At 43.1% G+C, this 15015-nt stretch carries 15 protein-coding genes; 12 read left to right on the top strand and 3 right to left on the bottom strand.

The window, feature by feature from the left end; genetic code table 11:
• Window positions 1-5 precede the first annotated feature (5 nt).
• From UQ64_RS12765 to UQ64_RS12745, 5 genes are all read left to right on the top strand, one after another.
• The gene (locus UQ64_RS12765) at window positions 6-881 is read left to right on the top strand and encodes an alkaline phosphatase family protein (protein WP_060623859.1); all 876 of its coding nucleotides are present in this window, start codon (window positions 6-8) and stop codon (window positions 879-881) included.
• Between the two features lie 93 nt (window positions 882-974).
• Entirely contained in the window at window positions 975-1292 is a 318-nt protein-coding gene (locus UQ64_RS12760; protein WP_060623858.1) for a hypothetical protein, read from the top strand.
• 109 nt (window positions 1293-1401) lie between these two features.
• Window positions 1402-1638 (top strand): DUF6953 family protein, encoded by a 237-nt coding sequence (locus UQ64_RS12755; protein WP_042123499.1) that lies wholly within the window; start codon window positions 1402-1404, stop codon window positions 1636-1638.
• A gap of 15 nt (window positions 1639-1653) precedes the next feature.
• A complete protein-coding gene (locus tag UQ64_RS12750; protein WP_082651112.1) occupies window positions 1654-1926 on the top strand; it encodes a helix-turn-helix domain-containing protein in 273 nt (90 codons plus the stop codon).
• A 172-nt stretch (window positions 1927-2098) separates the two neighbouring features.
• Window positions 2099-2680, top strand: coding sequence for a 50S ribosomal protein L25 (locus tag UQ64_RS12745; protein WP_060623857.1), 582 nt, complete (start codon window positions 2099-2101; stop codon window positions 2678-2680).
• Window positions 2681-2745: 65 nt separating this feature from the next.
• Here UQ64_RS12745 and UQ64_RS12740 read toward each other — a convergent pair whose 3' ends face one another.
• Complete coding sequence (locus UQ64_RS12740) at window positions 2746-5043, bottom strand: UvrD-helicase domain-containing protein (RefSeq protein ID WP_060623856.1); 2298 nt, start codon at window positions 5041-5043, stop codon at window positions 2746-2748.
• A 195-nt stretch (window positions 5044-5238) separates the two neighbouring features.
• Here UQ64_RS12740 and UQ64_RS12735 point away from each other — a divergent pair, with 195 nt between their 5' ends.
• The 5 genes from UQ64_RS12735 (at window position 5239) to UQ64_RS12715 (ending at window position 8764) form a co-directional block, all read left to right on the top strand.
• Window positions 5239-5607, top strand: a complete 369-nt coding sequence (locus UQ64_RS12735) for a hypothetical protein (protein WP_156417536.1) — start codon at window positions 5239-5241, stop codon at window positions 5605-5607.
• Complete coding sequence (locus UQ64_RS12730) at window positions 5607-5837, top strand: helix-turn-helix domain-containing protein (protein WP_060623854.1); 231 nt, start codon at window positions 5607-5609, stop codon at window positions 5835-5837. The genes UQ64_RS12735 and UQ64_RS12730 overlap by 1 nt, the downstream gene beginning before the upstream one ends.
• 67 nt (window positions 5838-5904) lie before the next feature.
• A complete protein-coding gene (locus tag UQ64_RS12725) occupies window positions 5905-6492 on the top strand; it encodes a hypothetical protein (protein ID WP_156417535.1) in 588 nt (195 codons plus the stop codon).
• Between the two features lie 62 nt (window positions 6493-6554).
• A complete protein-coding gene (locus tag UQ64_RS12720) occupies window positions 6555-7391 on the top strand; it encodes a DUF6492 family protein (RefSeq protein WP_060623852.1) in 837 nt (278 codons plus the stop codon).
• 11 nt (window positions 7392-7402) lie between these two features.
• Complete coding sequence (locus UQ64_RS12715; RefSeq protein ID WP_245237951.1) at window positions 7403-8764, top strand: sugar phosphate nucleotidyltransferase; 1362 nt, start codon at window positions 7403-7405, stop codon at window positions 8762-8764.
• 98 nt (window positions 8765-8862) lie between these two features.
• Here UQ64_RS12715 and UQ64_RS12710 read toward each other — a convergent pair whose 3' ends face one another.
• Both UQ64_RS12710 and UQ64_RS12705 read right to left on the bottom strand, forming a co-directional pair.
• Complete coding sequence (locus UQ64_RS12710) at window positions 8863-10587, bottom strand: sensor histidine kinase (RefSeq protein WP_060623850.1); 1725 nt, start codon at window positions 10585-10587, stop codon at window positions 8863-8865.
• The gene (locus tag UQ64_RS12705) at window positions 10565-12133 is read right to left on the bottom strand and encodes a response regulator (protein ID WP_060623849.1); all 1569 of its coding nucleotides are present in this window, start codon (window positions 12131-12133) and stop codon (window positions 10565-10567) included. Before UQ64_RS12705 ends, UQ64_RS12710 begins: the two co-directional genes overlap by 23 nt.
• 251 nt (window positions 12134-12384) lie before the next feature.
• Between UQ64_RS12705 and UQ64_RS12700 the strand changes: the two genes are divergently transcribed.
• Both UQ64_RS12700 and UQ64_RS12695 read left to right on the top strand, forming a co-directional pair.
• Window positions 12385-14097 (top strand): type 2 periplasmic-binding domain-containing protein, encoded by a 1713-nt coding sequence (locus tag UQ64_RS12700; protein WP_060623848.1) that lies wholly within the window; start codon window positions 12385-12387, stop codon window positions 14095-14097.
• 22 nt (window positions 14098-14119) lie between these two features.
• The gene (locus UQ64_RS12695) at window positions 14120-15010 is read left to right on the top strand and encodes an ABC transporter permease (RefSeq protein WP_060623847.1); all 891 of its coding nucleotides are present in this window, start codon (window positions 14120-14122) and stop codon (window positions 15008-15010) included.
• The last annotated feature ends 5 nt before the right edge of the window (window positions 15011-15015 follow it).

Raw genomic sequence — 15015 nt, 5'->3', positions numbered from 1 at the left:
GTAGAATGACAGAAATGACCAATAAACTCATTGTGGTTGTCTTGGACGGACTTAGATATGATGCTGCTCGCAAATACATGGGGTATCTGGAGCATCTTGTGGAGCAAGGATCCTTATCTTGCTATCGAGTACAGTCGGAATTACCCAGTTTGTCACGCCCGCTTTATGAAGTGCTCTTAACGGGTACACCTGTGTCCAAAAATGGGATTACGGCCAACCATATTGTGAGACCAAGCCATGAAGAGAGTGTATTTCATTTGGCAGTAGACGCTAATTTGCGTACAGCTGCTGTAGCCTATCATTGGGTCAGTGAGCTTTATAATTCGGCCCCTTTTGATCCGCTGGCTGATCGCCATCAGCATAATGTGATGAAGCCGATTCAGCATGGGAGCTTTTATTTCGAGGATCACTATCCCGACAGCCATGTATTTGCCGATGCCGTATATTTACGAAGTGCCTATGATCCACATTTTCTATACATTCACTCCATGAATATAGATGACGCCGGGCATCATTTTGGCGGGGAGAGCAAGGAATATGAGCTTTCCGTGCGTAACGCCGATGGACTGCTAGCCACTGTTTTGCCTATTTGGATGGAGCAGGGGTATAAGATTCTGATTACGGCAGATCATGGGATGAACGCAAATGGGTACCACGGAGGGATCACCTCTTCCGAGCGGGATGTGCCGTTATATACGTTTGGAGTAGATGCATTGCCTCTGGCAAAAGAAGATCAAGCAATCCCCCAATTAAGTCTGGCTCCGTTAATGTGCCACTGCTTAGGGCTTGCTCCTTCGGCTGCAATGAGCAAGGAAGGCTTGCCCCCTTTTGTGCAAAAGCAACCACTTCATGAGGTGAATGAACCTGTGATTTTAGGATGAAAATAAAACAGTAAAGCAAGATGAAAATCATATACGGGAACACTGGGTTTTTGTATAATAAATTGTATATTTTACCTATTGGGAGGTTGTCTTTTGAGTGCTTCTAAAGCTATGAAATGGATTACAGGCTCGTTTGAAATTATTTTGGCAATTCCATTTCTGGGTGCTACTATTGTAGTGTTCAGTGGATACTCTGTACTGGGATTTATGTTTATTCTTCATCTAATCACTTTGATTTTATCTTTAAAGAACAATGAATCTATCTATGGTTCAGTGCTCGGAATTGTAACTTCTTTATTGGCTTGGATTCCAATAGTGGGATGGGTATTACACTTGATTACAGGGATTCTGTTGATGGTAAGTGGTGGACAGAAGACTCGTTATCCTTCGAATCATACCTATCCACAATAATTAAGACATCCTAATACAGCCCGATTCGGACGTTTGTCCGGTCGGGCTGTATTCATGTTATAATGAGGGCACATTTTAGCATGAAGTACATGAAAGGAGGCACATCCATATGGAAGTAACAGCACAAGATGTAGCGGAATGGATGGTTAAGGAGATTCGTTTTACGGGTACCTTGTATCAGACCGCGGCGATTGAATATGTGAAAGAGAATTTTGGGGAACAATTTGTATTTGTGAATGAGAATGGCAATGCCTCACTGTCCAAGGAAGTAAAGAAAGCTTTCCGGAAGCTGCACGGCGGCAAAATCGCGTGGGATCGCGATGGATTTTTGTGGGCGTGGACTTAAGTTGGAGGTGAATGTATGCCGGTTATCCGTAGTAAATTAAGTGTGGTCATGGAGAATCATGATCCCAAACTCTCTATACGAAAGCTTGCTAAGGATATTAATTATCACTTTGACTCGGTTCGCCGTATGTATAAGGATGAGATGGTACAGTATCCCAGAGACTTGCTCTTAAAGCTTTGTTTATATTTTAATGTACAGCCTGGGGAACTCATCGGAATCGAAGAGTTGAATGAAAGTGATTGTACAATAGAAGAAGTGATAGGTGAAAATGGATTAAGTAAGAGTTAAATAAATTGAGAAAGTGCAGTTGGGAAGAGTTGAGGAATGGGAAGTTGAATTCACTCAAGTCTTCTTTTTTGTGTGGAAAAGGGAGAATTCTGCTAAATTTGACTAGATTATATGGTCATGTTATAATTAGATTGACAAGAATTTATGGTCAAAGAGAGCAGGAAATAAAAAAATGAGTAAATTTATTCAATTAAACAAGCGTACTGGCGAAACAAAGTCCCAAAAAAAATTAGCGAGAGAACAGGGACGTATCCCGGCTGTGTTGTATGGAGTGGGTAAAGATACTTTGAATGTAGAAGTAAATGAAAAAGAGCTGTTGGATACTTTGAAAAAAAATCCACGGGCTATTCTGCAAGCAAAAACTATGGACGGTGAAGCAATGCCGATCATTGTTCAGCATATTCAAAAGAATTCTCTGTCAGCTAAAATCTTGCATATCGATTTCCAGCATGTGAACATGTCTGTAAATATGGATAGTAAAGTTACGATTCATTTTGCGGGTGAAGCAATCGGTGTGAAATCCGGTGGCGTACTGCAAGTGGAATTGTATGAAGTAGAAGTACGTTGTATGCCGGGTGTTTTGCCTACTTCTATGGAAGTAGATATTAGTAAACTTGATATTGGCGATCAGCTGCTAGTTTCTGACCTGATTTTCCAAGATGGAATCGAAGTGCTGACCGATCCGAATGCAGTAATGATTCAGATTAAGACTGTACATGAAGAAGTTGAAGAAGCAGTAGTAACTACAGCCTAAATATATATTTATATTAAAAAAGCAAGTTTCCAGGGAAGAGGAAACTTGCTTTTTTTGCGTGTAAATCATACGGGAACTTCTCTAGTATCCTTCGTCATAGGTGAGCTACATAAGGGGCAGGGCTTTGAGGTTAGATGATCCTCAGCTCCGCCAGCTTTCATGCGTGTCCAACCAGGACAACTATTGCCCGTGCAGTTCCATACCGGAACGACATGGGTTTTTGTAGCGGCTGTTCGGCTGGTCGGCAAGGATCTTGTTGTCACTGTTCTGCTCACCGTAGTCGCTGCTGTGGAAGAAACCGCTGAACGGAAGGCGGATAACATGAAGCGGGAGACCTCCGCTTTTTTACCCCGATGCTGTGCAGGTGAGCTGATAAATAGCTCCTCGCGGGCTCTCGTAACGGCCACATATGCCAGTCTCCGTTCCTCCTCCAGTGCTGCTAAGCTTGAAGCTCCGCTGCTTCCGGCCGCAAGCTTGCGGTCTTTCAGCCGATCACCCTCCAGTGCAGAGCTATGCGGAAGAATCCCCTCAGACGCTCCAATTAAAAAGACTACAGGGAACTCTAGCCCCTTTGATTTATGAATGGTCATTAATGCGATCCGGTTGCCTTGCTCTTTTGTGCCAGGTTGACGATTATGCTCGTTACGCTCCGTGACATTATCTATGAAATCAAGAAAGGCAGGGATGCTGTCAAAACGCGCCGCCGAGGATTCTAGTTCATCCAGCATTTCTTTTAACGTCTCGCGATGTAAGGTTGCTTGATGCCGTTCATTCGCTTCGATGAAATAATCGTAGAATTGGGTACGAATCTGCCGGATTGCTTGTATTGGGGTCAGTTCGCGTATATTCCGGATTAGATCGAGCCGATCTCTTAGCTTGGTTCCTTTGAAATCCTCCATGCCGGGCATGGACAATAAGTGGATTAACGGTCCTTGCTTGGGCTGTCTAGCTTCCATCTGGCGGATGTGATTCATGCCTTTTTCACGGTTCATATATAGCGTCGGCAGGATATTCTCCATCGCTGCAAAATTTCGCCGATTCACGGAGAGTCGCAAATGATCCACTACCGGAGAGATCAGCCAGTGCTCGTACAATAATTGCCCTTCTCCGTAATCAATATAGGGAATATCGCGTAAAAGGAGTAGTTCGAGAACGGCCCGATTGCTGCTCGACGCCCGGTACAACATGGCGAAGTCGCTATATTCTCTTTTGCCGCTAGAAACCTCGTTTAAAATATGCTCAATCATCTGCTCGGCTTCTTCGTCTGCAGTTTGCGGACGCATATATCGTGGCTGACTTCCACTACCTTTTGCGGCTTGCAGGGTTTTGGAACGCCGACGTGTATTGTGCTTGATAATGCCGTTGCCAAGGCCAACGATAGCTGGGCCTGAGCGGTAATTAATATCGAGCGTAATAACCCGTGCTCCGGGATAGAGCTTCTCGAACTCTAGAATGAACTCACTGCGCGCCCCGTTGAAGGAATAAATCGTTTGATCATCGTCACCAACTACCATTAGATTGTGCTGGGGGTGAGCTACCATTTTGACAAGTTCGTACTGCAAGGCGTTTGTATCCTGGAACTCATCCACCATCACGTACAGATATCGCATCTGCAATTCTTGCAAAAGCACCGGACGCTCCTTCAGCATCCGATAAGCGATTAAGAGAACATCATCGAAATCGATTTTGAAATTGTCTAGTTTCCATTGTTCATATATTTCCAGAATGGATTTCATTTCTTTTTCGGCGGTGGTGCCTTCTGGCAGATCTTCCACGGTGCCCATGTTCATTTTACAGGAAGAGAGCAGCGAGAGTAGGGTTTCCGGTGGATAAGCATCCTTCGGCAGTCCGAGCTCACGCATGATCTGCTTCAATAGGATATGCTGACGCCGTGTCTCGCTGAAAATTTCCTGCTGCAATCCCTGTCTGCGCAAGAAAAATAAGAAAAAGGAATGGAACGTGCGGGCCTGCAGCCTTGCGACGTCCGCTGTGCTGACTCCCGGCAGCAGGGCGATTCGTTCGCGCATTTCTGCCGCGGCTTTACTCGAAAAAGTCAGCAATAGCAGCTGACTCGGCGAGACGCCGCGTACGGACAACAAATAACCGGTTCTGCAGATCAGAACCGAGGTTTTGCCGGAGCCTGCTCCGGCCAGTGTCAGCAGCGGCCCTTTATGATGCCGCACCGCAGCAATCTGCGGGCGGTTGAGCAGGATGCCGCCTTCCTCCAGCCTGCGGAAATAAGCGGAGTCCCCCTCCTCCCGCTTCACTAACTCCTTGCTAGTCTGCGCAGAAGCTACTGCCGCTTGCGGGATGCGTTCGCCGGTTGCTCCCAGCGGGATATTATGAAATAAGAGCTTATTCAATAGATTCACCTTCATATATTTCTGAATAGAGTGAGCTCAAAGAATCTAAATTCTATGATGCTTTGAGTTCATCTTAAATAGTGTCTTAAATTTAGCCAATCTACAATATACCATCCCAGCGTTTTTGCTGCACAGAAAAAAATGCTGGATATAGTGTAGGGGATAGGTGGAGTTTAGTTGTGATAGTGGGACTCTGTGAGCGAAATGTACGGTATAAATCCCGTAGAAAAGCGGGAATCGGGGGCCGCGAACGAAAAGAAAAGCAAGAGTGCCTCGAAAAAGAGAAAAATGGGCTCTGCGAGCGAAAAGAAAGGCAAAAATGCCTCGGAAAAGAGAAAAATGGGCTCTGTGAGCGAAAAGAAAGGCAAAAATGCCTTGGAAAAGAGAAAAATGGGCTCTGCGAACGAAAAGAAAGGCAAAAATGCCTTGGAAAAGAGAAAAATGGGCTCTGCGAGCAAAAAGAAAGGCAAAAATGCCTCGGAAAAGAGAAAAATGGGCTCCTTGTGCGGGATGAAGCTATTGAGTTGTAGTTGTTGGGGGGAAAACGGACGACGCAGCAGCTAATGAAAGAACTGGAGGATATTCCGCAAGCGACTATGTACCGTCATTTGAACAAATTGCTTAAGGCGAGAATTCTGCACGTAGTCGAAGAGAATAAAATACGTGGAACCGTTGAGAAGGTGTATTACCTAGCAAATGGGGGAGAAGATATCTCACCAGCTGATGTCACAGAGCAATCCTCAGATGAGCACATGAATCTGTTACTAAAGATCATCACTTCGCTTATGATCTAGGTCCATCTAAGTTGAGCATAAGCCTGATCCCACACCTGACCCGAAGCTTCAAGACTCATTTGCAGATGTGTCAAAAAGATCTCTGAGATTTTTACCGCTGTTTATTCTCATTCCTATTCTATACTGGGCATTATTTAAGTCGATGGGTTATGACCTGAACTGGAAGGCATTCGGACTTGGAGCTTTTGGCTGGGCACAATCGGTAGGTCAAGGCTGGGCTGCAATTGAAGTGTTATACACAATGATTAGCGTCATCATGATTACTTCCATCATTAATCGTACGGATGAGAAATCCATGCAAGCCAAAGAAATACTACAGGCGCAGGGGAATCTTCAGGCTAGCCCGCTTTGGGGAATATTAGAGCGCATTTGGGCATCGGCTTTTCATATTGGGGCAACATTAGTTATTGCTAGTTCGGCATGGCTCGTCATCCCGCTCATTATCGTGCATAGTGGACTCAACTTAGTCGCTGTTCGGATAGCTAAGATTTCAATGTTCGGAACCAATATGTTCGTTGCTGCGGTGGGCTTGATTACGCTGGGCGTTGGTCTGTTTCTTTTTTGTCCGACACACGAACCCTTGAAACTCCATTCAGCCGTACAATTCTGTGATGCCTATTCCTCTTCGTGTCCCTCTCTTATGTTTACAGTGTAGCCCATTCCCTTTCCTTATTATCCTCATATCCTAAAGCAAAATCATGATATGGAGATGACCGTATGCCCTCGCCCATAAAGGTTCGTATAAGACATGCCGCTACCATAGATGTACTGATTCCGGCTATCGAGAAGGATTTAGCTACACTCCCTCATGTTATTGACGCTGTCCGAACACATGTTAAGCATCCGATAGGTCGAATATTGATTGTTGCTCCAAAAAAGACACGGATACTGGATTTCTGCCGGAAAAAGGGCTGCACCTTTGTTGATGAGAATACGGTCCTACCGATTACTAAAAAAGATATTCATTACCGTTCACGGAAATGGGAAAGATCCGGTTGGTTGTTCCAGCAATTGTTGAAGCTGAATGGTGATAAGCTGTGTACGGCTGACTATTTTCTGGTCATCGATGCAGATACGGTCTTAATCGCTCCTCATCGGTTCCGAGAGAAAGGAAAGACGATTTTTTACAGCCGCAATTGGAGTCAGCCGCAGTACTTTGTAACCTATAAGAAGCTGATGGGTAGGAAGGCGGCATCTGGTTCCTCTTTTGTGACGCATTATATGCTGTTTGAACGAAGCCAATTGACTCAAATGAAAAGAGAGATTGAAGTTAAGCATCAGAAGCCTTGGTATTCGGCGATTCTACACAGCATGAACCGCACTAAGCAATTTGCCTTCTCTGAATTCGAAACTTACGGCAATTACCTGTATTCAAAAGATCGTGGGGGCATGAAGATCCAAAAAGCTCGCAATAAAGGTCTCCATATGAATGCAGGTCAGCTTTCCAAGCAGAAGCTGAATGCGCTGGCGGAAAAGTATAGATCATTGTCTTTTCATAAACGGAAGGGGTATGTGAGAACAGCGAGTAGTAAGTCTAGCGCAGGGGGGCGATAGGGTTGCAGATCGTGCTCCTTTCAGGCGGATCGGGGAAAAGGCTGTGGCCGCTGTCGAATGAGATCAGATCAAAGGCATTTTTAAGACTTCTCCCAACAGAAAATGGGGGCATGGAGTCGATGATCGAGCGAGTATGCAGAGGGCTGGATGAGGCAGGACTGTTGGATTCATGCTGCATTGTAACCCATCGCAGTCAGGTGGAGATTACCCGCAAATCTGTTGGCGATCAGATTGCCTTATTAGCGGAGCCGCAGAAGCGTGGGACCTTTACAGCGGTTGCTCTGGCGGCGAGTTATTTGCATTCCGTGAAGAAAATAGACTTAGAAGAGATCGTTGTGGTCATTCCGGTGGATTCATACGTGGAGGCATCTTTTTTCAGTCAGCTTCGGCAGTTTCCCAGCGTGCTGTCCGAATCACAAGCAGATATTGCTCTGATCGGTGTTACGCCTGAATTCCCATCCACCCAGTTCGGGTATATTTTACCGAGTGATGGCTCAGGCGGTATGTCCTTCCTAAAGGTTAAGCAGTTTGCAGAGAAACCAGACGAACTGGCGGCGGCCGATTTCATTTCCCGTGGAGGGCTGTGGAACTGTGGAGTGTTCTCCTGCTCATTAGGGTACTTGCTCTCAAGCATGGTGGAACGGAAGCTTTCAGTAGATTACATGGAGCTATTGGAGCGTTATGACGATTTTCCAGAACGAAGCTTTGACTGTGAGGTGCTGGAACACACGCAGCGAGCGGTAGTTATCCCCTACACTGGGGTTTGGGCGGATATTGGCAGTTGGGATGCGCTTACCCCTCATTTGCAGGAAAAGGCAATTGGCAGGGGGAGCATTTCTGAGGATTCAAAAGGAACCCATTTGGTGAACGAGCTCTCTTGTCCAGTGCATATCATTGGTGCTCCGGGTTTAATCGTGGCGGCGGGTCCAGATGGTATTTTGGTTGCTGGGATCGAGCAGGCGAAACGAATTAAGCAGAAGCTGGAGGGTCATGCCGCAAAACCGATGATTGAAGAAAAGCGGTGGGGGAGCTCACGCATTTTAGATTTCTCACGAACTGCAGCAGGAGCTGAGGTTACAACTTCCAAAATCACGATGTTGGCAGGGAAGCACACCAGCTATCATTTTCATAGGCATACCAAAGAAATATGGTCTTTTCTTTCCGGGAATGGAGAGTACTGTATGAACGGCATTCTTCATGTGGTTGCAGCCGGGGACACAGTCATGGTTCCTATCGGTGCGAGTCATGGTCTGCGGGCGATTACACCGCTCGAATTGATCATCATTGAACTGGTGACGTCTTCTGATGTGGGGGATTATGTACGTGTTTCTGCCGAATGGATGGGGGAGGAAAGCGCTCCTGATTATTTGTAATTCAATAGATTGAAAAAAATCAACCGGGTTTAATCCAGCGTACATGTCCCGGTTGAATTTTTGAGTGCAGCTAGCCAACATCACTGCATTTAAAAGAGTTATAGATCAGAGCCACCTTCGTATCTTTTGGATGGGAATCGGAATGTGACCTCCGTTCCCAGTCCTAAAATACTGGTAATGGACAAGCCGTATTCTGGTCCGTACATTAGCATAGCCCGGTCATTTACATTTTTAAGTCCGTAGCCTATGGACTGGGATTTAAGCAGAAGATTGAGTCGTTCTTGTGGGATGCCAACGCCATTATCCTTTACTTTGAAGATGATACACTCCTCCACCATTTCTCCGGATAGAATAATTTTGCTTCCTTCTTCTTCTCCTCTATTCTCGATACCATGAATAATAGCATTCTCAATTAGAGGCTGAAGCATCAGGTTAGGCATGTAATAAGAGAGAATGGTCTCGTCGATCTGATATTCTACCTCGAAGTTGTTGCTGTGCATGTTAAGCTGAATCTGTATATAAGATTGTACATTCAATAGTTCATCTGAAACTGAAATAATATTATTCCCTTTATTCAGCGTAGTCCGATAGAACGTGGATAGAAGCTGCGCCATTTCACTTATATCTGTTGCATGGATTCGAATGGCTCTCCAATTGATGAGCGAAAGAGCATTATATAGAAAATGTGGATTAATCTGAGCTTGAAGGGCTTTCATTTCATATTCTTTTCGTGAAATTTCCTCAATATAGACCTTATCGATTAATACTTTAGTTTTGTCAACCATGTTACCAAAGCCTCTGATTAAATCCCCAATTTCATCTTTGGATGTACTGGTGACGGTGACTTCCAGCGATCCCTCTTCAACGGTGCGCATATTTTTGCGCAGACGTTTAATTCGCGAATTGAACTTTCGAGAGAATAGATTGGCAGTTATAGCAACGGCAGCAATACAGGCAACAATAACAAGCCCCACAGTCGAGAGGATTTTCCAAGCAGAATTGGTAATCATCTTCGTAGGTTTGCATAACATCACTGTCCATCCTGATATAGGAACTTCGGATTGCAACACAGTGTACTCCGTATTTTTCCAATGCAGCGTATCCAAGTTGTCTGAGTTATTGGAAGAAATATATCCTTCTATACCAGGTGAGGCATAGATCGACTTTCCATAAGCATCCTTGACGAGAATCTCTGAACCTTGAGAGAGTAGGGGTTCAAAAGGTTTGAATAACGAATCGTAATTCACACGTGCATACAGCACATTTTCCTTAGGATCTTTCTGTTTCGTATTAATAATGCGTCGAACAGCAAAAATCTCCTTGTTATCCGTAAACCACAGGACATCGACTGATTTCATCAATGCCGGATACCAATGTTTCTGTTTAATATCATTTAGGGCTCTGACAGTATTGCCATGTGCCAGAAGATTGGTTCCTGTATACAGTGTTATTTGTTCGACACCTGTATTTAGATACCGTGCCGTATTGAAATTTTGGTCAATTACATGGGTTAACTGATCATACATTTCATACATACTTGTATAGGTATGATTGGCTGAATTAATAATTTCCTGATTAAAACTCAAGAAATTCATGAGTTTATTGTAGACATCCAAATGACTATTTAAAGCTAAAGCCCCTTGATTTAAGGCTGCATTCAGATCAGATTTGGATTGCTTAATGAGGGATGATTTAGCTTCTTGATAGCAGAAGCTGCCCAATACAATAACAGGAATCATACTGATTAACATAAATGAAAGCATGATCTTGGTTTGAAACCTCAAGTCGCGAATATTTTGCTTAAGTGTCCGCCAAAGTTGCATAATGCTCCTCCCGATATACAGAGGACTTCTGATTATACTGTCTATATTTTTCTGGTGTGTACCCATAGAAATCCCTGAAATTTTGGCAGAAGTATGAAATATTGCGATAGCCCACTGCAGTGCAAATATTTGATATTTTTTGATGCGTATTTGTTAACAACTCTTTTGCGTTTTGCATGCGGACATTCTTAATATATTTATTAAGCCCACAGCCTGTCTGCTTCTTGAATATAGAGCTGAGATAATGTGGAGACAAATACACTTTAGCAGCAAGCATTTCCAGACTTAGATCATCTGCATAATATTGTTCGATATATTGTTTGACGGCATCGACATCCCGGTTCTGAGTAGGCTCATGGTTGGTGGAGTTCTGATCAATCCGAGCGATACCTTCAAATATGATATCTTTGATATCCCGCAAATCTTCAGATCCATATATGGTCTCGACGGCAGTCTGCAGCTCCATTTCTGATATAGGTGCGGCTTGTGTCATGATTTCTTGATAGATGGTGGAGAACATATACTTTACATACAAATGTGAATACTGTACTTGATGTACGTATTTTTGATATAAAATTTCAGTGTTTGCCCGTAAGCTAAAAAGATCTTGATCCTTCAGATTATTTCGAATCTGATCTAGTAGATGGCTATCTGTAAGGTCTGGATACAAGGCCTCAGAGAAATGTAAGTCATTTTGTGTATTAAATACAAAGGTATCTGGGAGAAAAAAACGATATTCCATCAATTCTTCTAATGAAGTCAAAAGTGAACCTAAATCTAGTATTGAGGTTACTTCTTCTTTCATAGCGAGATAACAATTCACTTTATATTTATCATGGATACAATGATGAAGGTGTATCGCTGAATGATTATCAAACTGGGAAGAAGGAAACTCTTGCTCGGGAAACAGTAGTAGACTCTGACATCCGTTTAAATTTAAGTAATCAGCAGATGTGTCTACTAAACCAAGTACAAACTCTTCGAACTCCGAATCCACAGTTTCAAAAAAAGGCTTATCGAATTCTAACAAAAGCATTTTATTGTAATGGCTGGGTAATTCAATAGACAGCTCTTGAAGAGGAGGAGGGCTTCCGATACCGTTGACTAGAGAGAAGAGTAGATGTTTTCTCACATAGCTTAGCTTTCTTTGTGACGCTTCTTCTTTTTGCTGCTGGTTCTTTAATTCCTGAATGACTTTTTCTAAAGTAGTCTGGAATGCTTCAATGTTAACCGGTTTTAAAAGATACTCGGATACGCCCAGGGAGAGGGCTGTTTTGGCATATTCAAATTCAGCGAATCCACTGAATAAGATCACCTTTAATTTGGGGTATAGCTTTAATGCTTCCTTGGTTAACTGTAATCCATCCATTATAGGCATCCGTACATCGGTAAATAGAATATCGACAGAGTGTGCGCTTACATATTCAAGTGCTTTACGGCCGTTTTCTGCGACATGCAATTGGAGGGGGAAGCCGAGCTCCTTAATGAGAAAAGCAATCCCCTCTCTCTCCTCCTTATGATCATCCACCACCAATATGGATAACATTATTTACCACCTTTCGACATGTAGTGACATTGATATTGTAGTATAACATCTTCGACCGTAGCAATTATTCCACGATATTATCGTTAATGATGAGTATTTATTTGTGTAAAACATAATTTTTTTGCGTTTACGATGGGTAGCAAGAATCTATAAACTTAAGGGAGTAACAATATAAATTTTTTTGAAGCTGGCCGGCGCATTGAAATCGTTTTCTAATACGAGTTTTTTATAGAAAAAGGGAGGCTCTTATAATGAAACATAAATTGAGAAAATCAAGCTCCATAATATTATCATCACTATTAGCTGTTGCTATGGTAGGTTGTTCGAGTTCTAATAACTCTGCAGCAACTACCCCAAAGACAGATGCGAGTGATCCGGCATGGAAAGAAGCACAGACGACTCCATTTGGCGCCTATCCTGAAACAGTTACATATTCTGTTGGACAAGTGGCAACGAGCTATTCAGCACTTGCAGGAACGCCTTATGAGAAAGATACTGCCACAGACAATGTGTGGACAAGATATTTCAAGGATAAGCTGAACATTCAAAATACAACCTCGTTTGAATCCAATGATGGTACAGACTATAGTCAGAAAGTTTCGATGGCGATTGTAAGCGGTGAAATACCCGATCTTATGGTGGTTCCTGATTACGCGACATTGCAACAGCTTTATGAGAACGATCTGATTGCAGATCTGACGGATGCTTATGAGAATACTGCCAGCGATCGAATTAAGGAAATTTATGATTCCTACGGTGGGCGTGTTCTGGATAGCGCAAAGTTCGATGGCAAGCTGATGGCTATACCAACTACTGAAATCTCACATGGTCCTGGTATCCTCTGGCTTCGCAAAGACTGGATGGACAAATTGGGACTTGCTGAGCCGAAATCAATGGCTGACGTGGAGAACATTATTACTCAATTTGTAGAAAAAGATCCTGGTGGTAACGGAGCGGGTAAAACGCTAGGTCTTGTTGTCGATAATGAAAACGTTGCCGGTGTTTCTGGTGGACAATTCTCATTTAATAATATCTTTTCACTATATGGTGCGTATCCAAAACAGTGGATTGATGATGGAAGTGGAAAGGCTGTATACGGATCTGTTCGACCAGAGATGAAGCCTGCACTGACCAAACTGTCTGAGATGTACAAGAATAATTTGATTGATCGTCAGTTTGCAGTACGTACTGGTGATGACCGCAAGGCGCTACTTACAAGCGGAAAAAGTGGTTCTTTCATGGATAACTGGTGGGGAAGCTGGACTGTGGCGGACACGCTTAAGCTGAATCCAGAAGCGGAATGGGTATCTTATGTTGCCCCACAATCAGAGGATGGCTCGCTTACAATGTTCACTGGAAATCCTTCCAGCAGTTATTTAGTTGTTCGCAAAGGCTTTGAACACCCTGAACTCGCAGCCAAGCTTGTGAGTGTTCAATATGACTATCAGCGTTACCAAGAAAAAGATGCAAAAGCTTTGAAACAATTTGAAGATTATAAGAGCATGAATGTTGGCGGATCTCCGCTCGCCATTAATATCGATTATTATGACGCTTTCTATCGTAACGTTGACATCATGAAAGAAGCATTAGAAACAGGCGATACCAGTAAATTAACTAGCAATGAGGATTTAACGGCTTATAACTCCTATAAGAAATTCCTTGATAGTAAGAAGAATGGAGAAACACCAGACTCCAACGCATGGGCTGGATATACTTCCAGTATTACGACAGCTAGTTTGGTGAAATCCTCTAATATTAAAGAAGTGAATCCATTATTCTTTGGAAGTACATCATCCATGACCTTGAAATGGCCGACACTTACTAAAATGGAACTTGAAATGTACTTGAAGATCATTACAGGTGAACAAACACCTGACGCATTTGATAAGTTTGTAGATAGCTGGAATAAAACTGGCGGCGAGATAATTACTAAGGAAGTTAACGAAGCGATAGCAAACAAATGATGTTGAAAGAGATGATCCATAAATGAAAAATAAAAAAGATCAGACAGCATTCCATTTCATGATGGCGCCAGGCATGATTTTCCTGATTATCTTTTCGTTTATCCCAATGTTTGGTATTATAATGGCTTTTCAAAACTATGTTCCGGCTAAAGGAATGAGTGGTTCGTCCTGGGTAGGTCTTGATAATTTCAAGTTTATGCTTCAAATTCCTGACAGCAAACAGATTTTCAGTAATACGATCGTTATCGCATTATGGAAAATTATTGTGGGTACATTTACATCCATCGTGTTTGCCCTGTTATTAAATGAAATTCGTGTGAAGTTTGCTAAGCGATTCATACAGACGGTTGTTTATCTGCCGAACTTCTTGTCATGGGCGATCTTGGCTACTGTAGTCATGAATATCTTCTCTTATGAAGGTCCTGTTAATGCCATGTTGAGCTGGTTTGGAATTGACCCGGTCTTGTTTATGGCCAGCAATACCTGGTTTAGACCGATGCTTGTATTAACGGATGTCTGGAAGGGTTTTGGGTACGGTTCAATTATCTACTTAGCTTCTCTGACCTCCATTGATCCCGGACTTTATGAGGCTGGCTCCATTGATGGAGCCAACCGGTTTAAGAAACTGTGGCACATCACGTTGCCAGGCTTAATGCCAACTATTTTGCTGGTTACAACCTTGAACTTGCCGAATGTATTGAATGCTGGTTTTGATCAGATCTTCAATCTGTATAATCCTTTGGTGTATGAATCTTCGGATATTATTGATACCTATGTTTATCGGGTAGGTCTGGTAGAAAGACAATACAGCTTAGGTACAGCAGTTGGCCTATTACGGTCGGTCGTTGGTATCGTATTGATTCTTTCTGCGAATAAATTGGCGCAAAAACTTACGGATTATCGTATTTTCTAAAGAAA

It is taken from the genome of Paenibacillus etheri, from assembly GCF_001012825.1.
GTDB lineage: Bacteria > Bacillota > Bacilli > Paenibacillales > Paenibacillaceae > Paenibacillus_AQ > Paenibacillus_AQ etheri.
This window is presented reverse-complemented; position numbering and strand designations above follow the sequence as displayed.

What these genes read in the sequence shown, in the direction of transcription:
- UQ64_RS12765 (WP_060623859.1), top strand. Translation starts at nt 6, where the DNA reads ATGACAGAAATGACCAATAAACTCATTGTGGTTGTCTTGGACGGACTT.
- UQ64_RS12755 (WP_042123499.1), top strand. Translation starts at nt 1,402, where the DNA reads ATGGAAGTAACAGCACAAGATGTAGCGGAATGGATGGTTAAGGAGATT.
- UQ64_RS12750 (WP_082651112.1), top strand. Translation starts at nt 1,654, where the DNA reads ATGCCGGTTATCCGTAGTAAATTAAGTGTGGTCATGGAGAATCATGAT.
- UQ64_RS12745 (WP_060623857.1), top strand. Translation starts at nt 2,099, where the DNA reads ATGAGTAAATTTATTCAATTAAACAAGCGTACTGGCGAAACAAAGTCC.
- UQ64_RS12730 (WP_060623854.1), top strand. Translation starts at nt 5,607, where the DNA reads ATGAAAGAACTGGAGGATATTCCGCAAGCGACTATGTACCGTCATTTG.
- UQ64_RS12720 (WP_060623852.1), top strand. Translation starts at nt 6,555, where the DNA reads ATGCCCTCGCCCATAAAGGTTCGTATAAGACATGCCGCTACCATAGAT.
- UQ64_RS12710 (WP_060623850.1), bottom strand. Translation starts at nt 10,587, where the DNA reads ATGCAACTTTGGCGGACACTTAAGCAAAATATTCGCGACTTGAGGTTT.
- UQ64_RS12705 (WP_060623849.1), bottom strand. Translation starts at nt 12,133, where the DNA reads ATGTTATCCATATTGGTGGTGGATGATCATAAGGAGGAGAGAGAGGGG.
- UQ64_RS12700 (WP_060623848.1), top strand. Translation starts at nt 12,385, where the DNA reads ATGAAACATAAATTGAGAAAATCAAGCTCCATAATATTATCATCACTA.
- UQ64_RS12695 (WP_060623847.1), top strand. Translation starts at nt 14,120, where the DNA reads ATGAAAAATAAAAAAGATCAGACAGCATTCCATTTCATGATGGCGCCA.